Genomic DNA, 20,447 nt, shown 5'->3' with positions numbered 1-20,447 from the left:
CGCAGTCCTGCGCGCCTGTCAATCCCCAAGCTCCCCCTGGCCAAAGCCCTGGTCACAGCATGCGTCCACAGGGTTATCCACAGGCCACGCCCCAAGTCCTGGCAAAATCTCCCCTTGTTTTCCACAGGTCCGTTTCGTTGTCCACAGGCGAGCCCGATCATGCCCGTGCCGTCAATCCGCGGGCCTAACCTCACTTCTGGCGTTACCGTGACGCCGAGGTCCGACCCCCTGCGAGGAGACGGCACATGCGGATCATGCTCACCGTGCTCGGCGAGCAGGGCGACCGTGACGTGGTGGTCGAGCTCGACGACGGCGCCACAGTCGCCCGGGTGGCCGAGGCCCTCGACGGGGGGCGGGAGCCGCTGGCCAAGGTCGTCAGGCTGCCCCGGTCCCGGGCTCCTTATGGGATGTCGTCGGCGCCGCCGTACCCGCGGCATCAGGAGCGGGCGATGCCGCGCGTCCCCGAGCAGCGCGAGCCCGAGCGGGGCGACGGGCTGGGGCAGGAGGGTCCGGCGCTGTGGCGCGGCGGGCGGCAGGTCGACTCGCGGGCGCTGGCCAGGGCGGTCCTCCACGACGGCGACCGGATCACGCTCGAACGCCATCTGGCCCGCGCGACCGTCACCGAGGAGCCGCTCGGCGTGGCCGAGGTGCGGATCGTGGGTGGTCCGGGGGCGGGAGCGGTCCACCGGCTGAGCCTGGGGTCCCATGTGATCGGTTCCGATGCCATGTGCGCGATAGCCGTACCGGATCCTGTGCTGGCGCCGGAGGCGGCGATCCTGCGGATCACCCCCGAGGCGATCACGATCGAGCCGGTGCGCAGGGAGCCGCCGCCGGGACCGCGGCGGCGGCGGATCAAGGGCCGCTACGCCGAGGAGCTCACCGAGCTGGCCGAGCGCGACGACCAGCGCGAGGCCGACCGCTGGGAGGCGTCCGAGCGCGCCCGTTATCTCGCGCCCGCCGACGACGACCTGCGGGCGGTCTGGCCCGGCGGTCCACCGGAGCTCGACGGCAAGCCGCTGGCCGAGGCCGCCGACTGGCCGGAGCACGCGTTGCTGACGTGCGGGTCCTCGGTGTTCGCGCTGGGTGCGGTGGAGCCGCGTGACGCCCATCTGGCGCCGGCTCCCGAGGGTGGTGTGGCGTATAACCGGCCGCCGAGGCTGCGGCGTCCCGAGCCGGAGCGAAGGTTCGAGCGGCCCGCGGAGCCGCGCAAGAACGAGGGGATGCGGCTGCAGTTGCTGGCCGCGTTCCTGCCCGCCGTGCTGGGGGTGGTGCTGACGCTGGTGCTGGGTCAGTGGTACTTCCTGCTCATCGCGCTGATGACCCCGCTGATCATGATCGGTCAGTGGTGGAGCGACCGCCGCCACGGCAGGAAGCAGCACCGCCAGGCGATGCGCGAACATCAGGAGCGGCTGGCCGAGTACGAGCGGGTGGTCGAGCGGGCCCGCGCCGACGACGAGGTGGCGCGGCGTTCCGACGCCCCCGACCCCGCCGAGGTGCTGCTGACCGCGACGGGTCCGCGCAGGCGGCTGTGGGAGCGGCGCATCCACGATCCCGACGCGCTGCGGCTGCGGGTGGGCCTGGCCGACCTGCCCGCCAACCTGGAGCTGGTCGAGGAGAGCGGCGGCGGCCGGCTGGACCCGCCGCTGTGCGCCAGCGTGCCCGTGGCCCTCGCCATGCGCCGCCTCGGCGTCGCCGGGGTGACCGGCCCGCGTGAGACGTCGACCGCGCTGGCGGGCTGGCTGATCGGCCAGGCCGCGACCCTGCACAGCCCGCGGGACCTGGCCGTGGTGGTGCTGTCCGCGCATGCCGACGGGGAGCGGCGCTGGAGCTGGGTACGCTGGCTGCCCCACTGCGCCCCGCGCGGCGGGGAGGACTGCCTCGTTCTGATCGGCGCCGATCCCGACTCGGCCGCGCGGCGCGTGTCCGAGCTGGCCGCCCTCATCGACGAGCGCCAGAACACCGCCATCCCCGAGCTCGGCAAGATCCCCACAGGCTGGGACGATCTGGGCGGCCCCGAACCTCCTGCCTTCTCCACCTACGACGAGCGTCCCTACGACGTCCTGGTCGTCCTTGACGGCGCCCAGGCCCTGCGCGGGCTGCCGGGCATGCCGCAGGTCCTGCGCCACGGCCCGCGCGCGGGCGTCTTCACGCTCGCGCTCGACGAGGACCAGCGCCTGCTGCCCGAGGAGTGCGCCACGGTCGCGACGTGCGGCGCCGACGGTCTGGTACGCCTGCGCGGCGGCGGCCTGGACGCCATCGGCGCGGTGCTGGCCGACCAGGTGTCCCCGCAGTGGTGCGACCGGCTGGCCAGGTCGCTGGCACCGATCCGCGACGTGAGCAGGGACGACCCGTCGGGCAACCTGCCGGAGTCGGTACGCCTGCTCGACCTGCTCGGCCTGCGTGCCCCGACCGGCCAGGACATTCTCGCCGGATGGCGTGACACCGGGTCCACCAGGGCGCTGATCGGCATGGGTCCCGACGGCGCGTTCCCGATCGATCTGCGCCTCGACGGTCCCCATGGGCTGGTCGCCGGCACGACCGGGGCGGGGAAGTCGGAGCTGCTGCAGTCGCTGATCTGCTCGCTGGCCGTGGCCAACCGGCCGGACCAGCTGGCGTTCGTCCTGATCGACTACAAGGGCGGGGCGGCGTTCAAGGAGTGCGCCCGGCTGCCGCACACGGTGGGCATGGTCAGCGACCTCGACGGGCACCTGACCCGGCGGGCGCTCGACTCGCTGGGCGCCGAGATCAGGCGGCGTGAGCGGCTGCTGCTGGACGCGGGGGCCAAGGACATCGACGACTACACCGACCTCCATCGGCCATCTCCCGGCGGCCGGGACGTCACCGGCTCACGACTCGGCAGGCCGTACGCGGCTTCCTCTGCGGACGGCCTGAATCCGGGCGGTCTGAATCCGGGCGGTCTGAACCCGGGCGGCCTGAACCTGGGCGGCCTGAATCCGGGGGGCCTGAATCCGGGGGCGCTGAATCCGGGGGCGCTCGCCGGTCAGGCTCGGCCCGATCGGGGGGCGGCCGGGGAGGCCCTGCCCGCGATGCCGCGGCTGGTGCTGATCATCGATGAGTTCGCGGCGCTGGTGGCGGAGTTGCCCGACTTCGTCGCCGGGCTCGTCGACATCGCGCGGCGTGGCCGGTCGCTGGGCGTTCACCTCATCCTGGCCACGCAGCGCCCGGCCGGGGTCGTGACGGCTGACATTCAGGCCAACACCTCGCTCCGGATCGCGCTGCGGGTGACGGAGCCGGTCGAGTCCACGGATGTGATCGACCTGCCCGACGCGGCCCACATTCCCAAGTCGGCGCCGGGTCGCTGTTACGTGAAGTCGGGGGCTGGGGCGGCGGTAGCCGTACAGGCTGGGCGGGTGGGGGGTCGTGCGCCCGGCGCGGCCGCGGACGAGGACGGCAGGCGGCGCGCGGTCCGCGTGGTCGATCTGGACTGGCGCGCTCTGGGCAGGTCGTTGCCTCCGGCCCCGGAACCGGCCGAGACCTCCGCCGTCACCGACCTCACCCTGCTGGCCGACGCGCTTACGGAGGCCGCCAGGCTGGCCGGCGTACCACCCCAGCCGAGCCCGTGGCTGGAGCCGCTGCCCGACCAGCTCGTCCTCCCCTTCGACAACGGCACACCGCGGCCCGGCGACTTCGACGGCGGCATGCCACGGCACGGCGAGCTCGATGAGCACCCGTCGCGGCCCGGCGACTTCGACGGCGGCACACCACGGCACGGCGACTTCGACGGGCACCCGTCGGTCCCCGGCGACTTCGACGGGGACACGTCGCGGCTCGGTGAGTTCCGCGAGGTGGAACCGCTGGTGTTCGGTGCCACCGACCGACCGTGGGCGCAGGACCGGCGGCCGCTCACCCTCGACCTCGCTCACGGTGGCCACCTGCTCATCGCCGGCGCCGCGCGAAGCGGGAGGTCCACGGCGTTGCGGACGATCGCCGGCGCCATAGCGGCCCGCACCTCCCCCGCCGACGTACACCTGCACGCCGTCGACTGCGGTTCCGGCGCCCTCCTCCCCCTGGTCGCGATGCCACACTGCGGTGCCGTGGTCACCCGCGACCAGCTCGACCGGGTCGAGCGTCTCCTGTCCCGCCTGCGCGCCGAGGTCGGCCGCCGTCAGCAGATCCTCGCCGAGGCCGGCCACGCCTCCCTGGCCGAATGCCGGCAAGCCGGACACCGGCTGCCCTGGCTGGTGCTCATGCTCGACCGGTGGGAGGGGTACGTGGCCGCCTTCGAGGCGTACGACTACGGTCGGCTCACGGAAGCCCTGCTCCAGCTCCTGCGCGAGGGCCCGGCGGTGGGGTTGCGCGCGGTGGTGACCGGCGACCGTTCCAGCCTTCTGGGGCAGGTCTCCACAGTCTTCGACGACCGCCTCATCCTCCGTCTGGCCGACCAGGCGGACTACGCCCTCGCCGGCCTCCCCCTCAAGGACCTCCCCGCCGCCATGCCCCCCGGCCGTGCCCTGTCCACCGGCGAACACGGTGTGGTGGAAAACCAGATCGCCCTCCTGACCGAAGACCCGTCCGGCCAGGCCCAGGTGGCGGCCCTGCAAGCGTTGTCAAGAGCCGCCGCCCCCGCCGACCTCGACGAGGACCGGCACCCCCTGCGCGTGGACGCCCTGCCCATGCGCATGACCGCCGACCAGGCCCTGGCTCTGCGCCCGTCCTTCACCGCCCCGTCCCCGCTGTGGGCCCTCCTCGGCGCGGGCGGCGACGCCCTGGCCCCCATGGGCATAGACCTGCTGGCCCACGGTCCAGGCGCGGTGATCGCCGGTCCGCCGAGATCCGGCCGCTCCTCGGCCCTGATGACCGCCGCCCACTCCCTGATCGCCCAGAACACCCCGGTGATCGCGGTGGTCCCCCGCCGCAGCCCGCTACGCGACCTCGAAGGCGCCACGGCCATCCTGGACGGCAACGGCACCGGCCTCCAGGATCTGGTGGCCCCGCTGACGAGCTACGTGGTGATCGTCGACGACGCCGAACTCATCAACCCCGACGCCCCGCTCGGCATGGCCCTGGACGAGATCCTCCGCACGGGCCGGGACGGCGACCACGGCTTGATCATCGCCGGCGCGACCGGCGACCTGGCGACGGCCTACCGCGGCTTCGTCGCCGAGGCCCGCAAGTCCCGCACCGGTCTCCTGCTGTCCATCCAGAGCCCGGCCGACGGCGACCTCTTCACGGTACGGCTCCCGCGCGGCGCCGTAGGCGGCCCCCCTGGCCGCGGCCTCCTCCTCACCATGGGCACCACCACCCCCATCCAAACCGCCCTCCCCTCACTTCCCGCCCACCCTTCGTAGGTTCCCCACCCGCCTTTGGGACCACGGCCATCGCGAAGTCGGCCGGGATGGCTCGGCTGTCGCGGGTTGGCAGGCAAGGGATCGAGGGGCTCGGCTGGTTGGCGTTGGTCTTGGGTGTTGTGCGCTGGAGAGTTGGGCGGAGGCGCACGGCGGTGGGGGCACTTCGGGGAGGGCAATTAGGCCGAGCGCAGGGCTCTGGGGCGCTTCGGGGCGTTTCGGGACGGGCAGTTGGGCGGAGGCGCAGAGAGGTGGGGCGCTGCGGAGCGGGCACCCGGGCGGAGGCGCACGGCGGTGGGCGGGGAGTTGGGCGGAGCGCAGGGCGGTGGGGCACTTCGGGGTGGAGGCGTTGGGAACGCGTCAATGTGGTGTAGGGAGGGCGTCAAGATCGCTGGGGTGGGGGCGGTGGGATGGTTGTGTTTGGGGGGAAGGGGGATGCGATGCCCGATCTTGGCAGCCTGCTCAATCACGGACATCCACGGCCCGGCGGTGCCCCGCACGGGATGCCAGCGGACGAGCCGATGTGGGGGGATTCAGGACAAGAGAACGAAGCGGCTCCGCGCTGGGATGAGGCGGGGATGGACCGGGGGCGGGTGCGGCGGCTGGCCGAGGATCTGACGGAGCAAGGGGTGCCGCCACTGACCCAGGCGCTGGAGAAGATCGTGGGGCTTCGGGTGATCGAGGCCACGCCGACCGCGTTCACGCTGAGCCTGTTCGCCGCCTACACCGAGGCTGAGGGGTATCTGGCCCAACGTGTACGGCGGCGGCTGCAGCGGGTCTCGGAAGCCAGCGCGAAGCTCATGGACGGACGGCAGAACTGGAAGCGGGGCGAGGACGCCAGCACGGTGTCGCCGGGGACGTTCGATGCCTGATCCCTGGCAGCGTGTCCCGGAGGCGACCGTTGCCGCGCTGGACTATGGGAAGTACCTGGCGCATGCCAACATCGGGCTCGCCACCGCCGCCTGCGCGGTCGTGTGGGGCGGGTGGCCGTTGCTGGGCAAGTTCTATGTGCATCAGTACGACACGGGTGCCCTGGCGGCGGCGTACCAGGTGCTTGAGGATGCGGCCGGCGATCTCGGGGCAGGGCGGGCGAACATCGCGGATCTCGTGGCCGGGCTGAGTGCCGAGCAGTGGCCAGGGGATGATCGCCGGGACTTCGACGCCTGGATGCGCACGCTCGGCAGCGACCTGCTGTCCGAGGAGATGTCGGCGCGGCTGCTCGGGATCATGTTGCTGGTCAGTGCTTCGTTGTTGTTCGCGTTCATCGTCTATACCTCGGCGGTTGTGTTGCGGTTGGTGTGGCTTGCCGTACAGGTGCTGCGAGCTTCGTTCGGCGGCGGGGTGGGGTTTCTCGCGGCACAGGTGGCGGCGGGCAAGCAGGCGCGGGTGTTGTTCGCGCAGTTCCAGGCGCAGGAGGCGCGGCTGGCGGCGGCGCTCAACGGGATCGCGACGGCCATCGCCGCCGGGCTGGGGGCCAAGGTCGCCAAGGACAGCCTGACCGGCGACCGGCAGGGACTGCTCGACCTGCGGCAGGCGACGATCAATCAGGGACCGGCTCTGGTGTGGGGGTTCGCCAACCATGTGGAGCGCAATCTGACGGCGAAGATGATGACGGGGCGTTCGCCGCTGTTCCCGGGCCGCGCGGGAACGGGCGCCAAGGGCCAACCCCGACCCATGCCTACATCTCCCCACGACCTGACCCCGACCAAGTGGCAACTCGGCGCAGCGGCCAAGGGCGCCATGGACGTGATCAGCGGCCGCATGCCCACCGGCTTCCTTCTGCCCGATCGCTACGAAAGCGGCGCGTACCAGGGATACGAGGACATTGAGCGACGACTTTAGGCATTCCTTCGGCTTCGACCCCGACGAGATGCACACCTTCACCGGCGACTTCCTCGCGGCGCTCAGCCACGTGCAGGAGGAGATGACAGAGCTGACGGGCCAGGGACAGGCCGCGGACGGCCAGGTAACGGTGGCGTACTCGGAGCTGAAGGGGGTCCACAACCTCAAGATCGGCCCACGAGCGATGCGGCTGGGCGCCGAGGTGCTCGCCGAGACCGTCCTGGAGGCCATCGCAACCGCCAGAACCGACCTCCGCACCCAGGCCGCCAACCTGGTCACCAACTCCCTGGGCAACACCGCCGACCTCGAAGACACGGTGACCACCCTGGCCACCACCGCGGAAGACGCCCTGGCCCGCAGCCTCCACAACACCACCGCCCTCACCAACCGCCTCCGCTAGCCATCCCAACGCCCGCACGAAACCCCCAAGCACCAGCCGGTACGGCAAGCCGCCCCACTTGAGGGGCCAAGGTGCCCGCCCGGCACCGGTGAGGGCATGGGAGGGAAACACGGGGGGCACCCGCTGGCACTGGCCGGCGGGGCACCCGCTGGCACTGGCCGGCGGGGCACCCGCTGGCACTGGCCGGAACACGCGAGGCCCCGAGACACCCACAGAGCGCGGGCCAGGACGTAGACGCGCGGAGTGCGTGGCGCGGGACACCCACGGGACGCGACGCCAGACGTGGGACACCGCGTGAGAAACCCACAGAGCAGGCCCGGGACGCCAGGCGCGTGGACAGCGTGGCGCGGGACACGAAGCAACTGGTGGGCAGGCGGAATGGCGAGGTGGCTGACGGGTGGGGGTGGGGGGGTTGGGGGGTGGCAGGACGGTTAGGAGGCGGGGCGGTGAAGAGGCGGGGCGGTGAAGAGGCGGGGCGGTGAAGAGGCGGGGCGGTGAAGAGGCGGGGCGGTGAAGGGGGGGAGGTAGGGAGGTTAGGAGGTGGCGGCGGCGAGGTGGAGAGGCGGGGGTGGTGTTTTGCGGGTGGTGGGGTGGGAGAAAGGTGGGTGTTGTCCGGGGAAAGGTGGTTCACCACTACTCTGGGGCGCGTCGTGTGATCGGGGAGAGGTGACATGCAGACCAAGAAGGACCTCTACCAAGCGCACCGCCTGATGCAGCAACGCCTGGGCATGGCGCTGCTGCAAGCCGAGCCGGATGTGCCAGAGTCGCCCCTGCGCCGCCAGAACATCGCGATGTTCGGCGGCATCCTGGTGGCCGTTCTGATCATGGCCGTCTTCGGGATCTGGGGTCTGGTCAGCCCGGGTGGCGCCACGAAACTCACCGAAGCGGGCCAACTCCTGGTGGAGAAGGAAACGGGCGCCAAATACGTCTACAGCCAGAAGCAGAGCAGACTGCTGCCGGTCGCGAACTATGTCTCGGCGCGGCTGATCCTGGACACACCCGACGTCAAGACGCGCAGCGTGGCTTCGGCGTCGCTGGACGAGCTGGCCAGGGGTCCGCTGGTCGGCATCCAGGGGCTGCCTGACTCCCTTCCTCCCCGGGACAAGCTGGTCAAGGCGCCCTGGTCGGTCTGTGTGGTGGACGGGCCCGACCCTGCGGGGGGCGTGAAGCAGTACACGACGATGATCGGCGGGATCGACGTCGGCGGGCGGCCGGTCGGCGCTGGGGTCATGGTCGTCATGGACGACCACGGTCAGAAGTGGGCGATCTGGAACAACCAGCGCATGCGAATCAACGACTCCGGTGTGAGTGCGCTCAACGCCAAACCACGCAAGGTCCCCGCCTCGTGGCTCAACGCGGTCAGGGTCGGCGTCGACTTCGCGGGGCCGAAGGTGGCTGAACGCGGCAAGAAGGTACGCGGCCCGGACGGCAAGGTGGCCGCGATCGTCGGCCAGGTGTTCAAGGTGCCGTCGATGACCGGGGGCCCCTCACGCTGGTACGTCCTCCTGACCGACGGCCTGGCCGCGATCACCGAGACCCAGGCCCTTCTCCTGCTGGAGGACCCGGCCACGAAGAAGGCGTACGGCAACCGGAGCGCCCAGCCGATCCAGATCGACGCCGCCTCCGCCAACGCCTCCCCGTCCCGCCAGCAGATCGCCGGCGCCGGGCTGCCCGAGACCCTGCCCAAGGCGATGACGCTGCCCGCGACGTCGCCGCTGTGCTCGGTGTACGGCGACACGCTGAAGGGCTCCTTCTCCGCCAGGATCACCGGGGGCAGTTCGCTGGCCCTGCCGATCCCGGCGTCGAGCGGCGGCCAGGACCGGGTGGACCAGATCCTGTTGCCCCCGGGCAGCGCGGTGGTGGCGGGGCAACTGCCCGGCGACGGACAGATCGGCTCGATCACCACCTACTTCCTGATCAGCGACCAGGGTGTCCGCTATCCGCTCCAGTCGGGCGACCAGATCGCCAAGCTCGGCTTCGAGGCCGGCGACGTGGCCCCGCTCCCCGGCAACCTTCTTCAGCAGATCCCCACAGGCCCCACCCTCGACCCGGCCACCGCCCTGTCCCCCCTGACCGTGGCCAGCCGGTAAACCATGACGAGCCGGTAGAACCATGGCGAGCCAGTTGAACCGTGACCGGCCGGTAAGGCCGTGGCCGACCTTGGAGCCATGGCGTGATAGTCCTTACGCAGGAGCGAACCGTGGTTGCCGGCGACTTTCGCGCTGATCCGGATGTTCGGATTGCGGGCGGTCGCCGCAGGGAGGCCCTGGTCACTCGAGCCCTGCGCGGGGAACCACGTACTTCCCGAGGCGTGACGCCGTTGCAGGGGTCTTGCGCAGCGCGAGGAGTCCAGCGTGGGTGCGGCCCTGGCCAGCTGCGATCAGGCAGTGGGCGATCCGGCAGGGGCGATCAGGCAGTGGGCGATCCGGCAGGGGCGATCAGACCAAGGCGATCAGGCCGGTGGCCTTCTGGGCGGCTCGCTCGCCGACGTAGCCAGAAGGTGTACGGCGACGCCTGCCGGAGATCTACAAGGACACCCGCCCGAAGCCCGGCAACCCTGCCCAGTCGACCGCTAGATGCCGACCTCGGGCAGGAAGCTGGTGTCGGGCTCCTTCATCTTGGGCATCGGGTCATCGCCGATCGTCAGCTCGGCCGGATTCCAGACGGCCTTGGCCTCGATCAGGTTCGGCGCGCTCTGGTTCAGCGCGGACAACATGGGGAGCATCCGTGTGAACTGGCCGAAGGCGGCGCCGGCGATGGCCACGACGGCCGAGGCCTTCCAGATGAACTTGGTGTGGTTGCCGAACACTTCCTTCAGGCCCTTCCAGAGGCCGAAGACGGCCCTGGAAGCGGCGACACGGGCCTGGGCGTGCATGGGCGGGTACACCGTGGACGCCAGCACGTAGGCCGCGATCATGGCGATGACGAAGGCGTACGCTCCGACCAGCCAGGACAGGAAGTGGGTGACCGAAGCGGAGGTGTCAAGCGTCCGGCCGGCACCCTGGCCGCACCGGTCGATCTCGTCGAGCGATTTGTCGAGAAGGTCAACCTTGCCCATGAACGCCTGGTAGGCATCGCCGGTCCAGATCTTGTCCTTGCCAGCGTTCACCGCCATCGTCCGTACCGACTCACGCAGGAGCTTGATGGAGGACGACGACGGGCACTGGTCGTCGATGGAGGTGGTGGCCACGCTGAGCCATTCCTGCGAGGCCTTCTTCATCGCGGCCGGATCGGAAATGATCAGGCCGAGAATCGCCGCGATCGGCGCGGCCTCTGGCAGCACCACGGAGGCCGCGGTCACCTCGGCGAAAGCGTTGCGGAAGCGCTCGAAGTCGTCCTCGTAAGCCATGCCGGTCGGTCACTCCTTGCCGAGTACGGGCGGTGCGATGTCCTCGTCGCCGCCCCAGACGCCCTCATCCTCGGCGAGATACGTGGAGCGTTCGCGGTCCTGGTTTCCGTCGCCGCCGGCGCCCGCGCCGCCCATGGGCGCCATCGGCATCATGGGCATGCCGCCGCCGTTGAGCGCTTTGGCGATGCTGCCCATGCCGTTGGCCCCGCCCAGGCCACCGCCCGCACCACCCCTGCCCAGCCCGTTGTCGGCGCCGGAGAAGCCGCCGGTGCCGGTGCTGGTGGGCGCGCCGGTGGGTGTGCCGGTGAACCGGCCGTCCGGCAGGGTGGGGTTCCGATTGGCCAGGTCGTTGAGGCCGGGCACCTTCGGATCCACGCCCGCCAGGTCCGTCTTGGCGTCCTGCAGCCTCTTGTCCAGGTCGCCGGTGTCGAGATTCGGGGTGTTGGTCGTCGGCAGGTTCGGGGTGGGCATGTTGGGGCTCGGGGTGTCGGTTCCCGGCCCCGGCCGGTTGCCGAGGTCGCCGTAGTCAGGCTGCTTCGGCGTGTCGATCTTGTCGGAATCCTTGGGGGGTTCCTTCAGGTTCAGGTCGTCCAGGTCGGATGGTTTCTTGCCGAGGTCGCCGGGACCCTTGATGTCGTCGGGACCGGGCATCTTGAGCTTGTCGCCCGGTCCGCCGGGGCCGCCCGTCTTCAGGCTTGACGGGTCGAAGCCGGCGCCCGTCGGCATCTGGGGCCCGCCCTTGGGGTCAGGCCCCGCGTTGGGCGGGGGCTTGCTCTTCTCGTGGGCGTCATCGACATGCTGCGCGACGTCGCCCAGCGCCTTCTTCCAGGAGTCCAGGACTTCCTTGCCGTCGGAGAGGGCCTTGGCGGCGCTGTCGACGGTGTTGCGATGGGCCACGTTGATGCCGCCGCCTATGTACCCGAAGGTGCCGCTCGGCATGTCGATCACTCTGGTCTTCTCGCTCAGGCCCGTCAGGTCGGTCCCGCGGTTCCCGATGTTGGTGCCGAGATCTCTGACCAGTTTGGTGTTCATCTCGAACCCGCGGTCCTTGGTCGCGGGGTCGACGACCGACGCTCCGGGCATGGTCAGGCCGGCGAACGGGTCGGACGCGCTGGAGCTCCCTGATTCCGCCACTACGCCCCCAAACAGCTGATCACATCCATCCCATACGTTACGCCGATCCCACGCGTGCCGTACAGGAAACTTCTGGACATGTCGCCGAGAGCACACTTTGTGGGCCTAAAACCCACTGAGCTGGCACAACTCCACATCGACGCATAATTGTTATGGAGAGTTAACCTGATCTTCCCGGCAAGGTGCGACGTATGGTGACTAATGTGACCAAAGCGCCGACATTGTCTGACGTGGTATGTCAGCAGGTCACGTCAAGGCGCAACCGGGAACCAGCTGAAGGAGAAACGTGGGAGCCGAGCCGCAGACTCAAGTAAGCCAAGCCGATCTGACCGCCGCCATCCACCTGATCGAGAAGGCGGCCGAGGACATCCGGAAGATTCAGCTGAATCTCGACATGGCTGGCGCCTCCCTCAAGACCAACTGGGTCGGCGAGTCGCATGCCGCCTTCAACGCCGTGCACATCAAGTGGCACGAGCGCATGGACGTCATCCTGGGCAGCCTGCGCCGCCTGGCCGCCAGCATCCAGGGAAGCGGCAAGAACTACGCCGAGTTCAACCGCGAGCGGACCGAGGCGCTGAACAGCATCGCCAACCTGATCAACCAGGCACCGGCCAGCCGCTGAACCCCGTTCTGACTTCCCGAGACTGGAGACCACGTGTCCGACGACATCTACGACGTCACAAAGATCAACTACGGCGGCCTCTCCGAGGGTGAGACCGAGTTCGGCACCGCCTTCAAGAGCCTGGTCACCACGCTGGAGACCCTGCAGACCGAGCTCGACAAGAAGACCGCGATCTGGCAGGGCGAGTCCAAGGTCGTCTACGAGAGCGTCAAGCAGACCTGGAACACCGAGGCCAGGGACCTGGCGCAGTTCGTGGACCTGCTGGCCAAGAACATCAACATCACCGGCATGAACATGCGGCAGGTCGAGAAGGTCAACTCCCAGATCTTCGACGGCCGCTAGTCCGGTCCAGGGGGGATCGTGGCAGATTCTGGCGGCGTAGACGTAAGCCGTAAAGCGATCAGAGCACTGCGGACCGACCTGGAAGAAGCGCTCGGGATGCTCGATCCCACGCTCGAGAAGGGGACTCCGGCGCCGGGCATGCAGCAGGTCCTGCACCAGGGCGGCGAGGCGGCCAAGGTGGCGCACGGGGAGGCGCTCGCCGGTTTCTGGCCTGCCGCCACCGGGTTCCAGACGAGCACGGCGAACGCGGTCAGGGAGGTGTCGTCCTCCTACAACATGATCAATATGCAGGTGGGCAACGCGATCGACCTGTTCACGCAAGTCCTGAAGAACCTCGACGCCTTCGAGACCGGTGGAGCGGGCAAACCCGGCCAGGCGGAGGTCTGAGGAAGGGGGGTCCGTGCCCGAACAAGAAAACGCCATCAAGTTCCAGATCACCAGCACGGAGTTCGACGGCGCGACGCTCGACATGCTCCGCGAGGCGCTGAAGAACAACAAACCCGAGCAGGTGAAGCTGGCGGCCGCCGAGCTCTCGTCGGCGAAGAAGCGGCTGGACAACCTGGTCGCCGTCCTGGACAGGCATCTCGCCGCGCTGGAGACGTCCTGGCCCGCCGGCCAGGACGCCACGATGGTCAAGGACCAGTTGCGCAGGCTCAAGGGATCGGCGGAGAACGTCTCCAAGGCGATCGCGTACGAGTCCGGTGGAAAGGCGTTCGGGGTGGCTCCCGCGCTGGTCTCGCAGGCGACCGTGCTGACCGCGATGAGCGGCAAGAGCGTGCCCAAGGATCCGGGCAGTGACATCTCCTTCCTGGAGGCCGCCTTCGAGGGCGGCACGGCCGGCACCGCGGTGGGCGCGGGGGTCGGCTTCTTCGTCGGCGGCGTGGGCGCCGTCCCCGGAGCCGTGATCGGCGCCGTCACCGGCTCGATCATCGGCGGCATCACGTCGTTGTTCTCCGACACCCCCTTCGCCAACCTGTTCGGCGAGTCCAAGGAGGAGAAGGAGCGCAAGCTCGCCAAGGAGCACATCAAGAAGCTGAGCGAGCTCACCAAGATCAACAACGATCTGTTCCCCGACACGCTCAAGACCAACACGCCCGACTGGGACTTCACGTTCAAGGGCCCGGAGCTGTCCCCGTACAACGGGCAGATGCCCACCGCGGGCGGGCTGCCGACCGGGACGAACGTCGCCTTCGACCCCGACGCGCTCAAGGGCTTCGACCCGAACCTCAATGGAGACCTGAACGCCGGCAAGCCCGGCCAGATCCCCGGGTTCGACGCGTTCGACCCGTCGAGCAAGCTGCCGGGCGGCGCCAACCCCAACGGCACCGGCCTGCCCGGCATGGACGGCTCCGGCCTCGACGGCAAGGGCATGAACGGCGACGGCATGAACGGCGACGGGAACCTCAACGGCGGCGCCCCCAACGGGAACCTGCCCGGCACGCCCGGCTTCGACCCGAACGCGCTCAGCGCCCCCAACGGCAAGGGCGGCCCCGAAACGACCCTGGCCGGGTACAACCCCGAGCTGTCCACCTTCAACAGCGGCAATCCCGCCACCACGTACGGCAACAGCGGAGTGGGCGCCGGCGGCCCGCCGGGCGGCATGGGCAACGGCAACGCCAGCGGCAACGGCGCGATGGGGGCCATGCGCGCGTACGGCGGCGCGGGCTCGATGACGCCGATGATGCCCATGACCGGCGCGGGCAACAAGGGTGAAGAGGAGGAGCGGGAGCGCAGCACCTGGCTGCTGGAGGACGACGACGTGTTCACCAGTGACCAGAAGACCACCACCCCGCTGATCAACGGCAAGTCGAAGGGCAAGGCATGAGGCCCCCGGACGACTGGGGCCAGGCGCCCCCTTCGCTCGAACTCACTCCCAACTGGCCAGGACTGGACGGGTACGGCGACCACGACGGCCCGCACATCGACCACCAGCGGGTCAAGCAGATCCTCAAGGCGCTCAGGGAGGACCTGGGCGCGCTGAAGGGCAAGGCGGGCGAGCTCAGCGCGGGGGGAAGCGGCACCCCCGCCGACCTCAAGACCGCGGGCTACATCGGCCCGGAGCAGACCGGCAAGTGGGATGTCGCCAACTACTTCGGCCAGAACGCCACGCAGGCGCACGAGGTGCTCAACGGCAAGTACCTGATGCTCATCGACCATGTCGAGAAACTGGTCGAAGGCATCGAGAAAGCTGTGCAGAACTATGAAAAAGGCCACCAGGACAGCAGTGCTTAGGATCGGCAATGGCTGAGAACAAGGGCTGGGAGCCCATCCGGATCTACGACTACCTGGGCGAGCTCGAAGAAACCACGCTGACCAGGGACGAGATCGACCGGCTCCTCCAGGCCACCGACCCGGACAAGGTCGCCGACGCGGGCCAGGCGTTCATGACCGCGATGGAGCTGGTCGGGCCGCCCGACGGCAACCCCAACGCGGCGGAGGCGGGCCTCAAGGGCGCGCTGACCCGCGCCGCCACGGAGCTGGCGAAGGTGTGGCGCGACGACGGCGCGACGACCGCGCAGAACACCCTGCGCGCGCTGCACGCCACCGCGGGCGCGATCGGCGACGCCATGCTGCACACGGCGGCGCCCCTGTCCGCCTACGCGCACACGCTGCGCCAGTACCGCACCACCATGCCCTCGAACGCGACGCCGGAGAAGACCGGTGAGGTCGGCGGCACGACGGGCGATCCGGAGACGAACACCCCCAAGACGCCCGACGAGGCCGCGCGAGCGCATCTCAAGGCGCTCAACGACGAGATCATCACCTACAACGGTCAGTTCGCCGACGGACTGGCCTTCGACTTCCCGGCCATCACGCCGATCGAGGTGGCCACCCGGAAGTCGACCAAGATCGACCCGAGCGGCGGCTCCAACGTGCCCACCGGCAAGGACGGGACGTGGGAGGGCGGCAACCAAGGCAACCAAGGCACGGGGGGAACCGGTGGCACCGGCGGCACCGGCGGCACTGGGGACACGGGGAACGACGGCGGCCAGAAGCCCGGCGACCAGACACCCGGTGACAACAAGCCGGGGGACCAGACACCGGGCGACGACAAGCCCGGAGACGACAAGCCTGGCGGCGACACCCCCGGAGACGGCAAGCCCGGAGACGAGAACCCCGGCGAGCAGAACCCGGGCGACCAGAACCCCGATGACAAGACACCGGGCGATGACAAGCCCGCGGACCAGAAGCCCGGCCAGGAACAGGAGAGCGTGCCCCCGGTGATCGGCGGCGAGCCGAAGACCGAGCTGTCGGACTTCCAGAACAACCCGCCGACGACCCAGACGCAGACGCCCACCCCCACGCCGACCACGACTCCGGTCACCCCGACGACCACCGGCAACCCGCTCACCCCGACAGGGGTGATCACCAACGGGCAGCCGCCGCCCGGCACGGGCTATGGCACCGGCTCGACGGGTGGTCCGGGCGCGACGCCCGCGGTCCTTCGCGGAGGTACGCCCGGCACCGGCTCACCGTTCATGCCCTTCATGCCGGCGGCAGGAGGCGCGGAGGGCGGCGGCTCGGAGCGCGACCGGGACATCTACGACCCGGAGGGCGACGTCTGGGCCGTTCCCCACCAGCTCAGCCCGGACCGGATCGGCTGAGCCGTCACATGTCCATCCGATCGCGGATCCGGTCGAGTTCGCCCATGGCATCCTCGACCACGCGGTTGTAGGCGGATTCCGCCATCCGGACCTCGGCGAGCATGCCGTCGGGGTCATTGGCGTGCCGCATCGGGTTCTGGTCGCCGAAGGCCTTGTCCATGGCCTCGGCGATCTGGCTCTGGAGGTGGGCGATGGCCTCGGAGATCAGCAGCTTGATGCGGTCGGCGAGCTCGCCCGAGCTCAGCCGCATGGCCTTGGGGTGGAGCGTGAGTTCGTTCAGGCCCGCGCTGGTGTACTCGACGAAGACGAGCCCGTCCTCGTCCTGCGCGCGTCCGACGAGCTCGGACAAGGTCTGCTGGAGCTCCCCCACCTTGGCGAACTGGCGTTCGGCCGATCGCATGACCTTGTCCAGGTCTTCGGCCCGGAACTCCGCTTCTTCCATGAAGCCCCTCCAAACGATCAAATTTCGGAGAAGCCTACTTCAGGCGGGCCCGGAGGTTCACGGCTTGCCCGCAGGGGCCGGGACCTGCTTGGGCTCGATCCAGTCGAACTTCTCGTGCCCGTCCGGCAGCACGCCCGGTTTGGGCGGCGCCTTGAACGACGGGTACTTGCCGCTGTCGAAGGTGATGCTCTTGAAGTCGATGGCCGCATCGCCGCCCGGCGTCACGTAGCCGAACTGGTGGCGCTTCTTCAGCACCGTCGTCATCACCTCGCCCGCCGCCTTCAGCGTGGACGACAACGTCATCGTCAGGATCGCCGTCGTCGCGTTGACGCCCAGCGTCACGAACTTCTCCAGCAGCATCCCCGCCACCATCGTGTTGGGCAGCATCTGCAGCCGCTTGGCGAAGATCAGCAGGCCCACCGCGGCGACGCCCAGGTTCGCCATCCGCAGCCAGAAGCTCCGGTAGCTGGCCGCCACCTCGTCGATCATGCCGCCGACGTCGCCCAGCGTGGAGCGCAGCGCGCCGATCTCCCGGTGGAAGATCCACAGTACCCGCTCGAACTCCTCGCGGTCGCGGGCGATCCAGCCGTCCTTGGAAGTGCTGATGAGCTGCGGGAGGAGTTGCTTGATGCCGTCGTCCAGCCGGGCGGCGACGCCGCTCTTCCAGTTGCTGGCGGCCTGCGCCATGCCGGGCTCGTTGGCGATCATGCCGCCCGAGATGATGATCGCGGGCGACAGGCCGAGCCCGATCTTGCCAACCTTCTTCAGGTACCTGTGCACCTTCGCGCCGAACGGCTCGGCCGCCGGGGGCGGAGAGGCGGGCACCACCGGCCCGGTGCCGGGCGGGCCGAACGTCGGCGAGGCGTAGGGATTGCCCGCATGGAACGGCACCGCGGTGGACGGCGTATAACTCGGGATCGGCGTCGGCGGCGGATAGCTGGGCGGCGGCGGATAGCTCATCAGCGGTACCTGACCTTGCTGGCCTCCTCGGCGGTGCGCCAGTTGCGCCTGGCCTGCTCCAGCCCGGCCGACCAGCCGTCCACGGCGCCCCCGGCCTCGCCGAGCGTCGTGTCGGCCCAGGTGCGCAGCTCCTCGTAGGCCCCGCCCATGATCAGCCCGCCGAACAACCCGAAGCCGAGCCCGTCCACCTGGGTGGTGCCGACCAGACCGCGCACGAAGTCGACCGCGACCGCGAGCTCGTTGTCGACCCGGCCGCGCAGGTGGGTGATGGCCGTGGAGGTCACGTAGATCTCCTGTTTCGGCATGGCGGCGATGCCGTTCGTCCCCGTGCTCACTGTGTTCGCTGTGTTCACTGTGTTCGTCGCGGTGCCAGGCTGATTTATTGCCACAAATCCGGATTCTTCCCGACATTCAGCGCCATCCCTGCCGATAGCGCCGGTTTTCATGATCGGTTCAGCGAGGCGTCAACCGGCGCTCGCCATCGGTTAACCCGCCGCCGGTGGCCTTCCCCTCATGGAGTACAGCGAACACGACCTCGACGACCTGGTCCGCGCCAGCGAGCGCGGCATGCGCGAACTGCTCGACGCCATGGAAGGGCTGAAGGAGGCCTCGGGCGTGGGCGAGAGCCGTAGCGGCATGATCAACGCCGCGGTCGGCCCCGACGGCCGGATCAGCAAGCTCAAGATCGAGGCCCGCGCGATGCGGCTCGACTCCGCCGAGCTGGCCGAGCAGGTGGTCGAGGCCGTCAGCGCCGCCCAGGAGGACCTCGACCGCGCCACCCGCGCCCTGTTGCCGCCCGGTGAGAACGCCGGCCCGGCCGACATCATGCGGCAGTTCGAGGACCTCCAGGACGGCTTCTCCCGCGAGAGCGACGACCGCGTCGACCGTCTCCAGCGCATGCGCACCCGCGACCGGGACGAGTAGGCGGGTCAGCCGGACAGCCCCCGGATCCAGGAGTAAACGTCCAGCACGCCCAGTGCGAGCGGGAAGAGCGCGACGATCAGGACGACGTCCACGATGTCCCCAGCCCTGCCCCAGAACGGCGAGGGCCGCCCGGCGGGCAGCCAGAGCCCCAGCCCGAGCGCCAGCAGCGCGGCCCAGAGCAGCCCGAGCGCCAGCCCGGCCGCCGCGACCGTCCCCATGCCCGCGCTCATCCCGACGCCCAGCGCGACCAGCCCGGCCACGCCGGTGACCAGCAACCAGACGCGCTGCCCGAGCCCGTGGTAGACCCGCGAGCGCATGATCAGGGCCAGGCAGAGCACCGCGGCCATCGCCACGGCCATCCACGTGGACTCCATGACCAGGAGCACGAGCGCCCCGGCCCCGGTCAGCGCGAGGCCGATGATCATTCCGGTGGAGTAGCGGCGGGCCTGCCCGGTCCGCTCCAGCACGGCCGCGCTGTCGAGCCGCTGGTTGTCGGCGCGCAGTTCCTCGGCGTTGGTCGGCAGCTCGGGCAGTGGCACCCTGGCCATCTTGAACGACAGTCCCGGAACCATCGGGCTGAAGGCGATCAGCAGCGTGACCGTGATCGCGGCCACGCCCGCCGCCGGGACGTCGAAGATCATGACGACGGCCGCGCCGATCGCGCCCACGACCGTGGCGATGGCCGTACCCAGGAATCCCGCGACGCCGTCGGAGGTGAGCGCGGCGCCGAGCGTGGCCACCAGCGCGGTGCAGGCGAGCGCGGCGAGCAGTTGCGGCGCGCCGACCACCCCCGAACTCAGCGCGAACAGACCCCCGAGGAAGGCGTACGGCAGGGCCGTGTAGCCGATCAGCGCGCCGGCGAAGGAGTTGCCCACCGCCCGCGACAGCACCGTGCCGACGATCAGCAGCACCAGCGCGAGCATCCCCGACACGACCGCGAGGCTCACCGCGGACCCGCCGGCCAGCATGAGCGCGGGCGCCCCCAGCGCGAGCAGCCCGGTGGCCATCCCGACGCCCATGGCCTTGGTGTGGCGCTGCTCCCAGCGTCCGGAACCGTCCTTCACCCCGGTGGCCACCACGTCGGCCACGTCGTCGAAGAGGGCGGCGGGCATGGCCGCCTCCCGGGGACGCAGATAGAGGATCTCCCCGTCGAGCACCCCCAAAGCGCCCAGCGACTGCCCGAGGTCGAGCGGCGCGCCGCCGAGGCGCTGCAGCACCCAGCCGGGGTCGGAGGCCGCCTCTCCGCCCGCCTCCCCCAGCGCGCGCAACAGGCCGGGCATCACGTGTGGCAGCGGGATGTCCGCGGGGAGCGCGAGGTCGGCCCTGCGGCGCGGGGCGACGACGGTCACATGGCAAAGGGGCGTCAGCGGGGCCGGGGCCTGCGGCAACGCACCCTGCTGGATGGGCTGCATCGGCTGCGGGATCGGCTGATGGGCAAGCGAAGTCACGACCGTTCCTCCTCCAAGGGACAGGCCGAACATATCGGGACATTGCATCTGGTATGAAGGTGATCTGCGACAG

18 protein-coding genes are annotated in these 20,447 nt (G+C 70.1%); 12 read left to right on the top strand and 6 right to left on the bottom strand.

What is annotated here, in order from left to right; translation table 11 throughout:
• Nucleotides 1-245 precede the first annotated feature (245 nt).
• From ACIBKY_RS02285 to eccB, 5 genes are all read left to right on the top strand, one after another.
• On the top strand, nucleotides 246-5,309 hold the full coding sequence (locus ACIBKY_RS02285; protein WP_397093755.1) for an FtsK/SpoIIIE domain-containing protein: 5,064 nt from the start codon (nucleotides 246-248) through the stop codon (nucleotides 5,307-5,309).
• A gap of 575 nt (nucleotides 5,310-5,884) precedes the next feature.
• The gene (locus ACIBKY_RS02280) at nucleotides 5,885-6,178 is read left to right on the top strand and encodes a hypothetical protein (RefSeq protein WP_397093754.1); all 294 of its coding nucleotides are present in this window, start codon (nucleotides 5,885-5,887) and stop codon (nucleotides 6,176-6,178) included.
• On the top strand, nucleotides 6,171-7,148 hold the full coding sequence (locus tag ACIBKY_RS02275) for a hypothetical protein (protein WP_397093752.1): 978 nt from the start codon (nucleotides 6,171-6,173) through the stop codon (nucleotides 7,146-7,148). The genes ACIBKY_RS02280 and ACIBKY_RS02275 overlap by 8 nt, the downstream gene beginning before the upstream one ends.
• Entirely contained in the window at nucleotides 7,132-7,548 is a 417-nt protein-coding gene (locus tag ACIBKY_RS02270; protein WP_397093751.1) for a YbaB/EbfC family nucleoid-associated protein, read from the top strand. The genes ACIBKY_RS02275 and ACIBKY_RS02270 overlap by 17 nt, the downstream gene beginning before the upstream one ends.
• A 671-nt stretch (nucleotides 7,549-8,219) precedes the next feature.
• The gene (gene eccB, locus ACIBKY_RS02265) at nucleotides 8,220-9,638 is read left to right on the top strand and encodes a type VII secretion protein EccB (RefSeq protein ID WP_397093749.1); all 1,419 of its coding nucleotides are present in this window, start codon (nucleotides 8,220-8,222) and stop codon (nucleotides 9,636-9,638) included.
• A gap of 482 nt (nucleotides 9,639-10,120) precedes the next feature.
• On the opposite strand, the gene ACIBKY_RS02260 is transcribed toward eccB, so the two are convergent.
• The gene (locus ACIBKY_RS02260) at nucleotides 10,121-10,897 is read right to left on the bottom strand and encodes a hypothetical protein (protein ID WP_397093748.1); all 777 of its coding nucleotides are present in this window, start codon (nucleotides 10,895-10,897) and stop codon (nucleotides 10,121-10,123) included.
• 9 nt (nucleotides 10,898-10,906) lie between these two features.
• Nucleotides 10,907-12,031, bottom strand: coding sequence for a hypothetical protein (locus ACIBKY_RS02255; RefSeq protein ID WP_397093746.1), 1,125 nt, complete (start codon nucleotides 12,029-12,031; stop codon nucleotides 10,907-10,909).
• A gap of 286 nt (nucleotides 12,032-12,317) precedes the next feature.
• On the opposite strand from ACIBKY_RS02255, the gene ACIBKY_RS02250 reads away from it, so the two are divergent.
• The 6 genes from ACIBKY_RS02250 (at nucleotide 12,318) to ACIBKY_RS02225 (ending at nucleotide 16,600) form a co-directional block, all read left to right on the top strand.
• On the top strand, nucleotides 12,318-12,653 hold the full coding sequence (locus ACIBKY_RS02250) for a WXG100 family type VII secretion target (protein WP_397093745.1): 336 nt from the start codon (nucleotides 12,318-12,320) through the stop codon (nucleotides 12,651-12,653).
• Nucleotides 12,654-12,686: 33 nt separating this feature from the next.
• On the top strand, nucleotides 12,687-12,995 hold the full coding sequence (locus ACIBKY_RS02245; protein ID WP_397093744.1) for a WXG100 family type VII secretion target: 309 nt from the start codon (nucleotides 12,687-12,689) through the stop codon (nucleotides 12,993-12,995).
• Between the two features lie 96 nt (nucleotides 12,996-13,091).
• Nucleotides 13,092-13,382, top strand: a complete 291-nt coding sequence (locus ACIBKY_RS02240) for a hypothetical protein (protein WP_397093742.1) — start codon at nucleotides 13,092-13,094, stop codon at nucleotides 13,380-13,382.
• 13 nt (nucleotides 13,383-13,395) lie between these two features.
• Nucleotides 13,396-14,820, top strand: coding sequence for a WXG100 family type VII secretion target (locus ACIBKY_RS02235; RefSeq protein ID WP_397093741.1), 1,425 nt, complete (start codon nucleotides 13,396-13,398; stop codon nucleotides 14,818-14,820).
• Nucleotides 14,817-15,227 (top strand): hypothetical protein, encoded by a 411-nt coding sequence (locus ACIBKY_RS02230; RefSeq protein ID WP_397093740.1) that lies wholly within the window; start codon nucleotides 14,817-14,819, stop codon nucleotides 15,225-15,227. Before ACIBKY_RS02235 ends, ACIBKY_RS02230 begins: the two co-directional genes overlap by 4 nt.
• Before the next feature lie 8 nt (nucleotides 15,228-15,235).
• Entirely contained in the window at nucleotides 15,236-16,600 is a 1,365-nt protein-coding gene (locus ACIBKY_RS02225; RefSeq protein WP_397093739.1) for a hypothetical protein, read from the top strand.
• A gap of 4 nt (nucleotides 16,601-16,604) precedes the next feature.
• On the opposite strand, the gene ACIBKY_RS02220 is transcribed toward ACIBKY_RS02225, so the two are convergent.
• The 3 genes from ACIBKY_RS02220 to ACIBKY_RS02210 are packed head-to-tail and all read right to left on the bottom strand — an operon-like array spanning nucleotide 16,605 to nucleotide 18,337.
• Entirely contained in the window at nucleotides 16,605-17,042 is a 438-nt protein-coding gene (locus tag ACIBKY_RS02220; protein ID WP_397093738.1) for a YbaB/EbfC family nucleoid-associated protein, read from the bottom strand.
• Between the two features lie 57 nt (nucleotides 17,043-17,099).
• Nucleotides 17,100-18,002 carry a hypothetical protein gene (locus ACIBKY_RS02215; RefSeq protein ID WP_397093736.1) on the bottom strand — a complete coding sequence of 301 codons (903 nt, stop codon included), beginning with the start codon at nucleotides 18,000-18,002 and terminating at the stop codon, nucleotides 17,100-17,102.
• Nucleotides 18,002-18,337, bottom strand: coding sequence for a hypothetical protein (locus ACIBKY_RS02210; RefSeq protein ID WP_397093735.1), 336 nt, complete (start codon nucleotides 18,335-18,337; stop codon nucleotides 18,002-18,004). Before ACIBKY_RS02210 ends, ACIBKY_RS02215 begins: the two co-directional genes overlap by 1 nt.
• Nucleotides 18,338-18,515: 178 nt before the next feature.
• On the opposite strand from ACIBKY_RS02210, the gene ACIBKY_RS02205 reads away from it, so the two are divergent.
• Nucleotides 18,516-18,926, top strand: coding sequence for a YbaB/EbfC family nucleoid-associated protein (locus tag ACIBKY_RS02205; protein WP_397093733.1), 411 nt, complete (start codon nucleotides 18,516-18,518; stop codon nucleotides 18,924-18,926).
• Between the two features lie 5 nt (nucleotides 18,927-18,931).
• Here the strand turns inward: ACIBKY_RS02205 and eccD are convergent, their stop codons facing one another.
• Entirely contained in the window at nucleotides 18,932-20,374 is a 1,443-nt protein-coding gene (gene eccD, locus ACIBKY_RS02200) for a type VII secretion integral membrane protein EccD (protein ID WP_397093731.1), read from the bottom strand.
• Nucleotides 20,375-20,447: the final 73 nt, after the last annotated feature.

Origin of the sequence: Nonomuraea sp. NPDC050394, from assembly GCF_044459065.1 — a bacterium.
In the GTDB taxonomy this organism is placed as follows: domain Bacteria; phylum Actinomycetota; class Actinomycetes; order Streptosporangiales; family Streptosporangiaceae; genus Nonomuraea.
The sequence above is the reverse complement of the archived record's forward strand: the minus strand, read 5'-3'. Positions and strand labels throughout refer to the sequence as shown.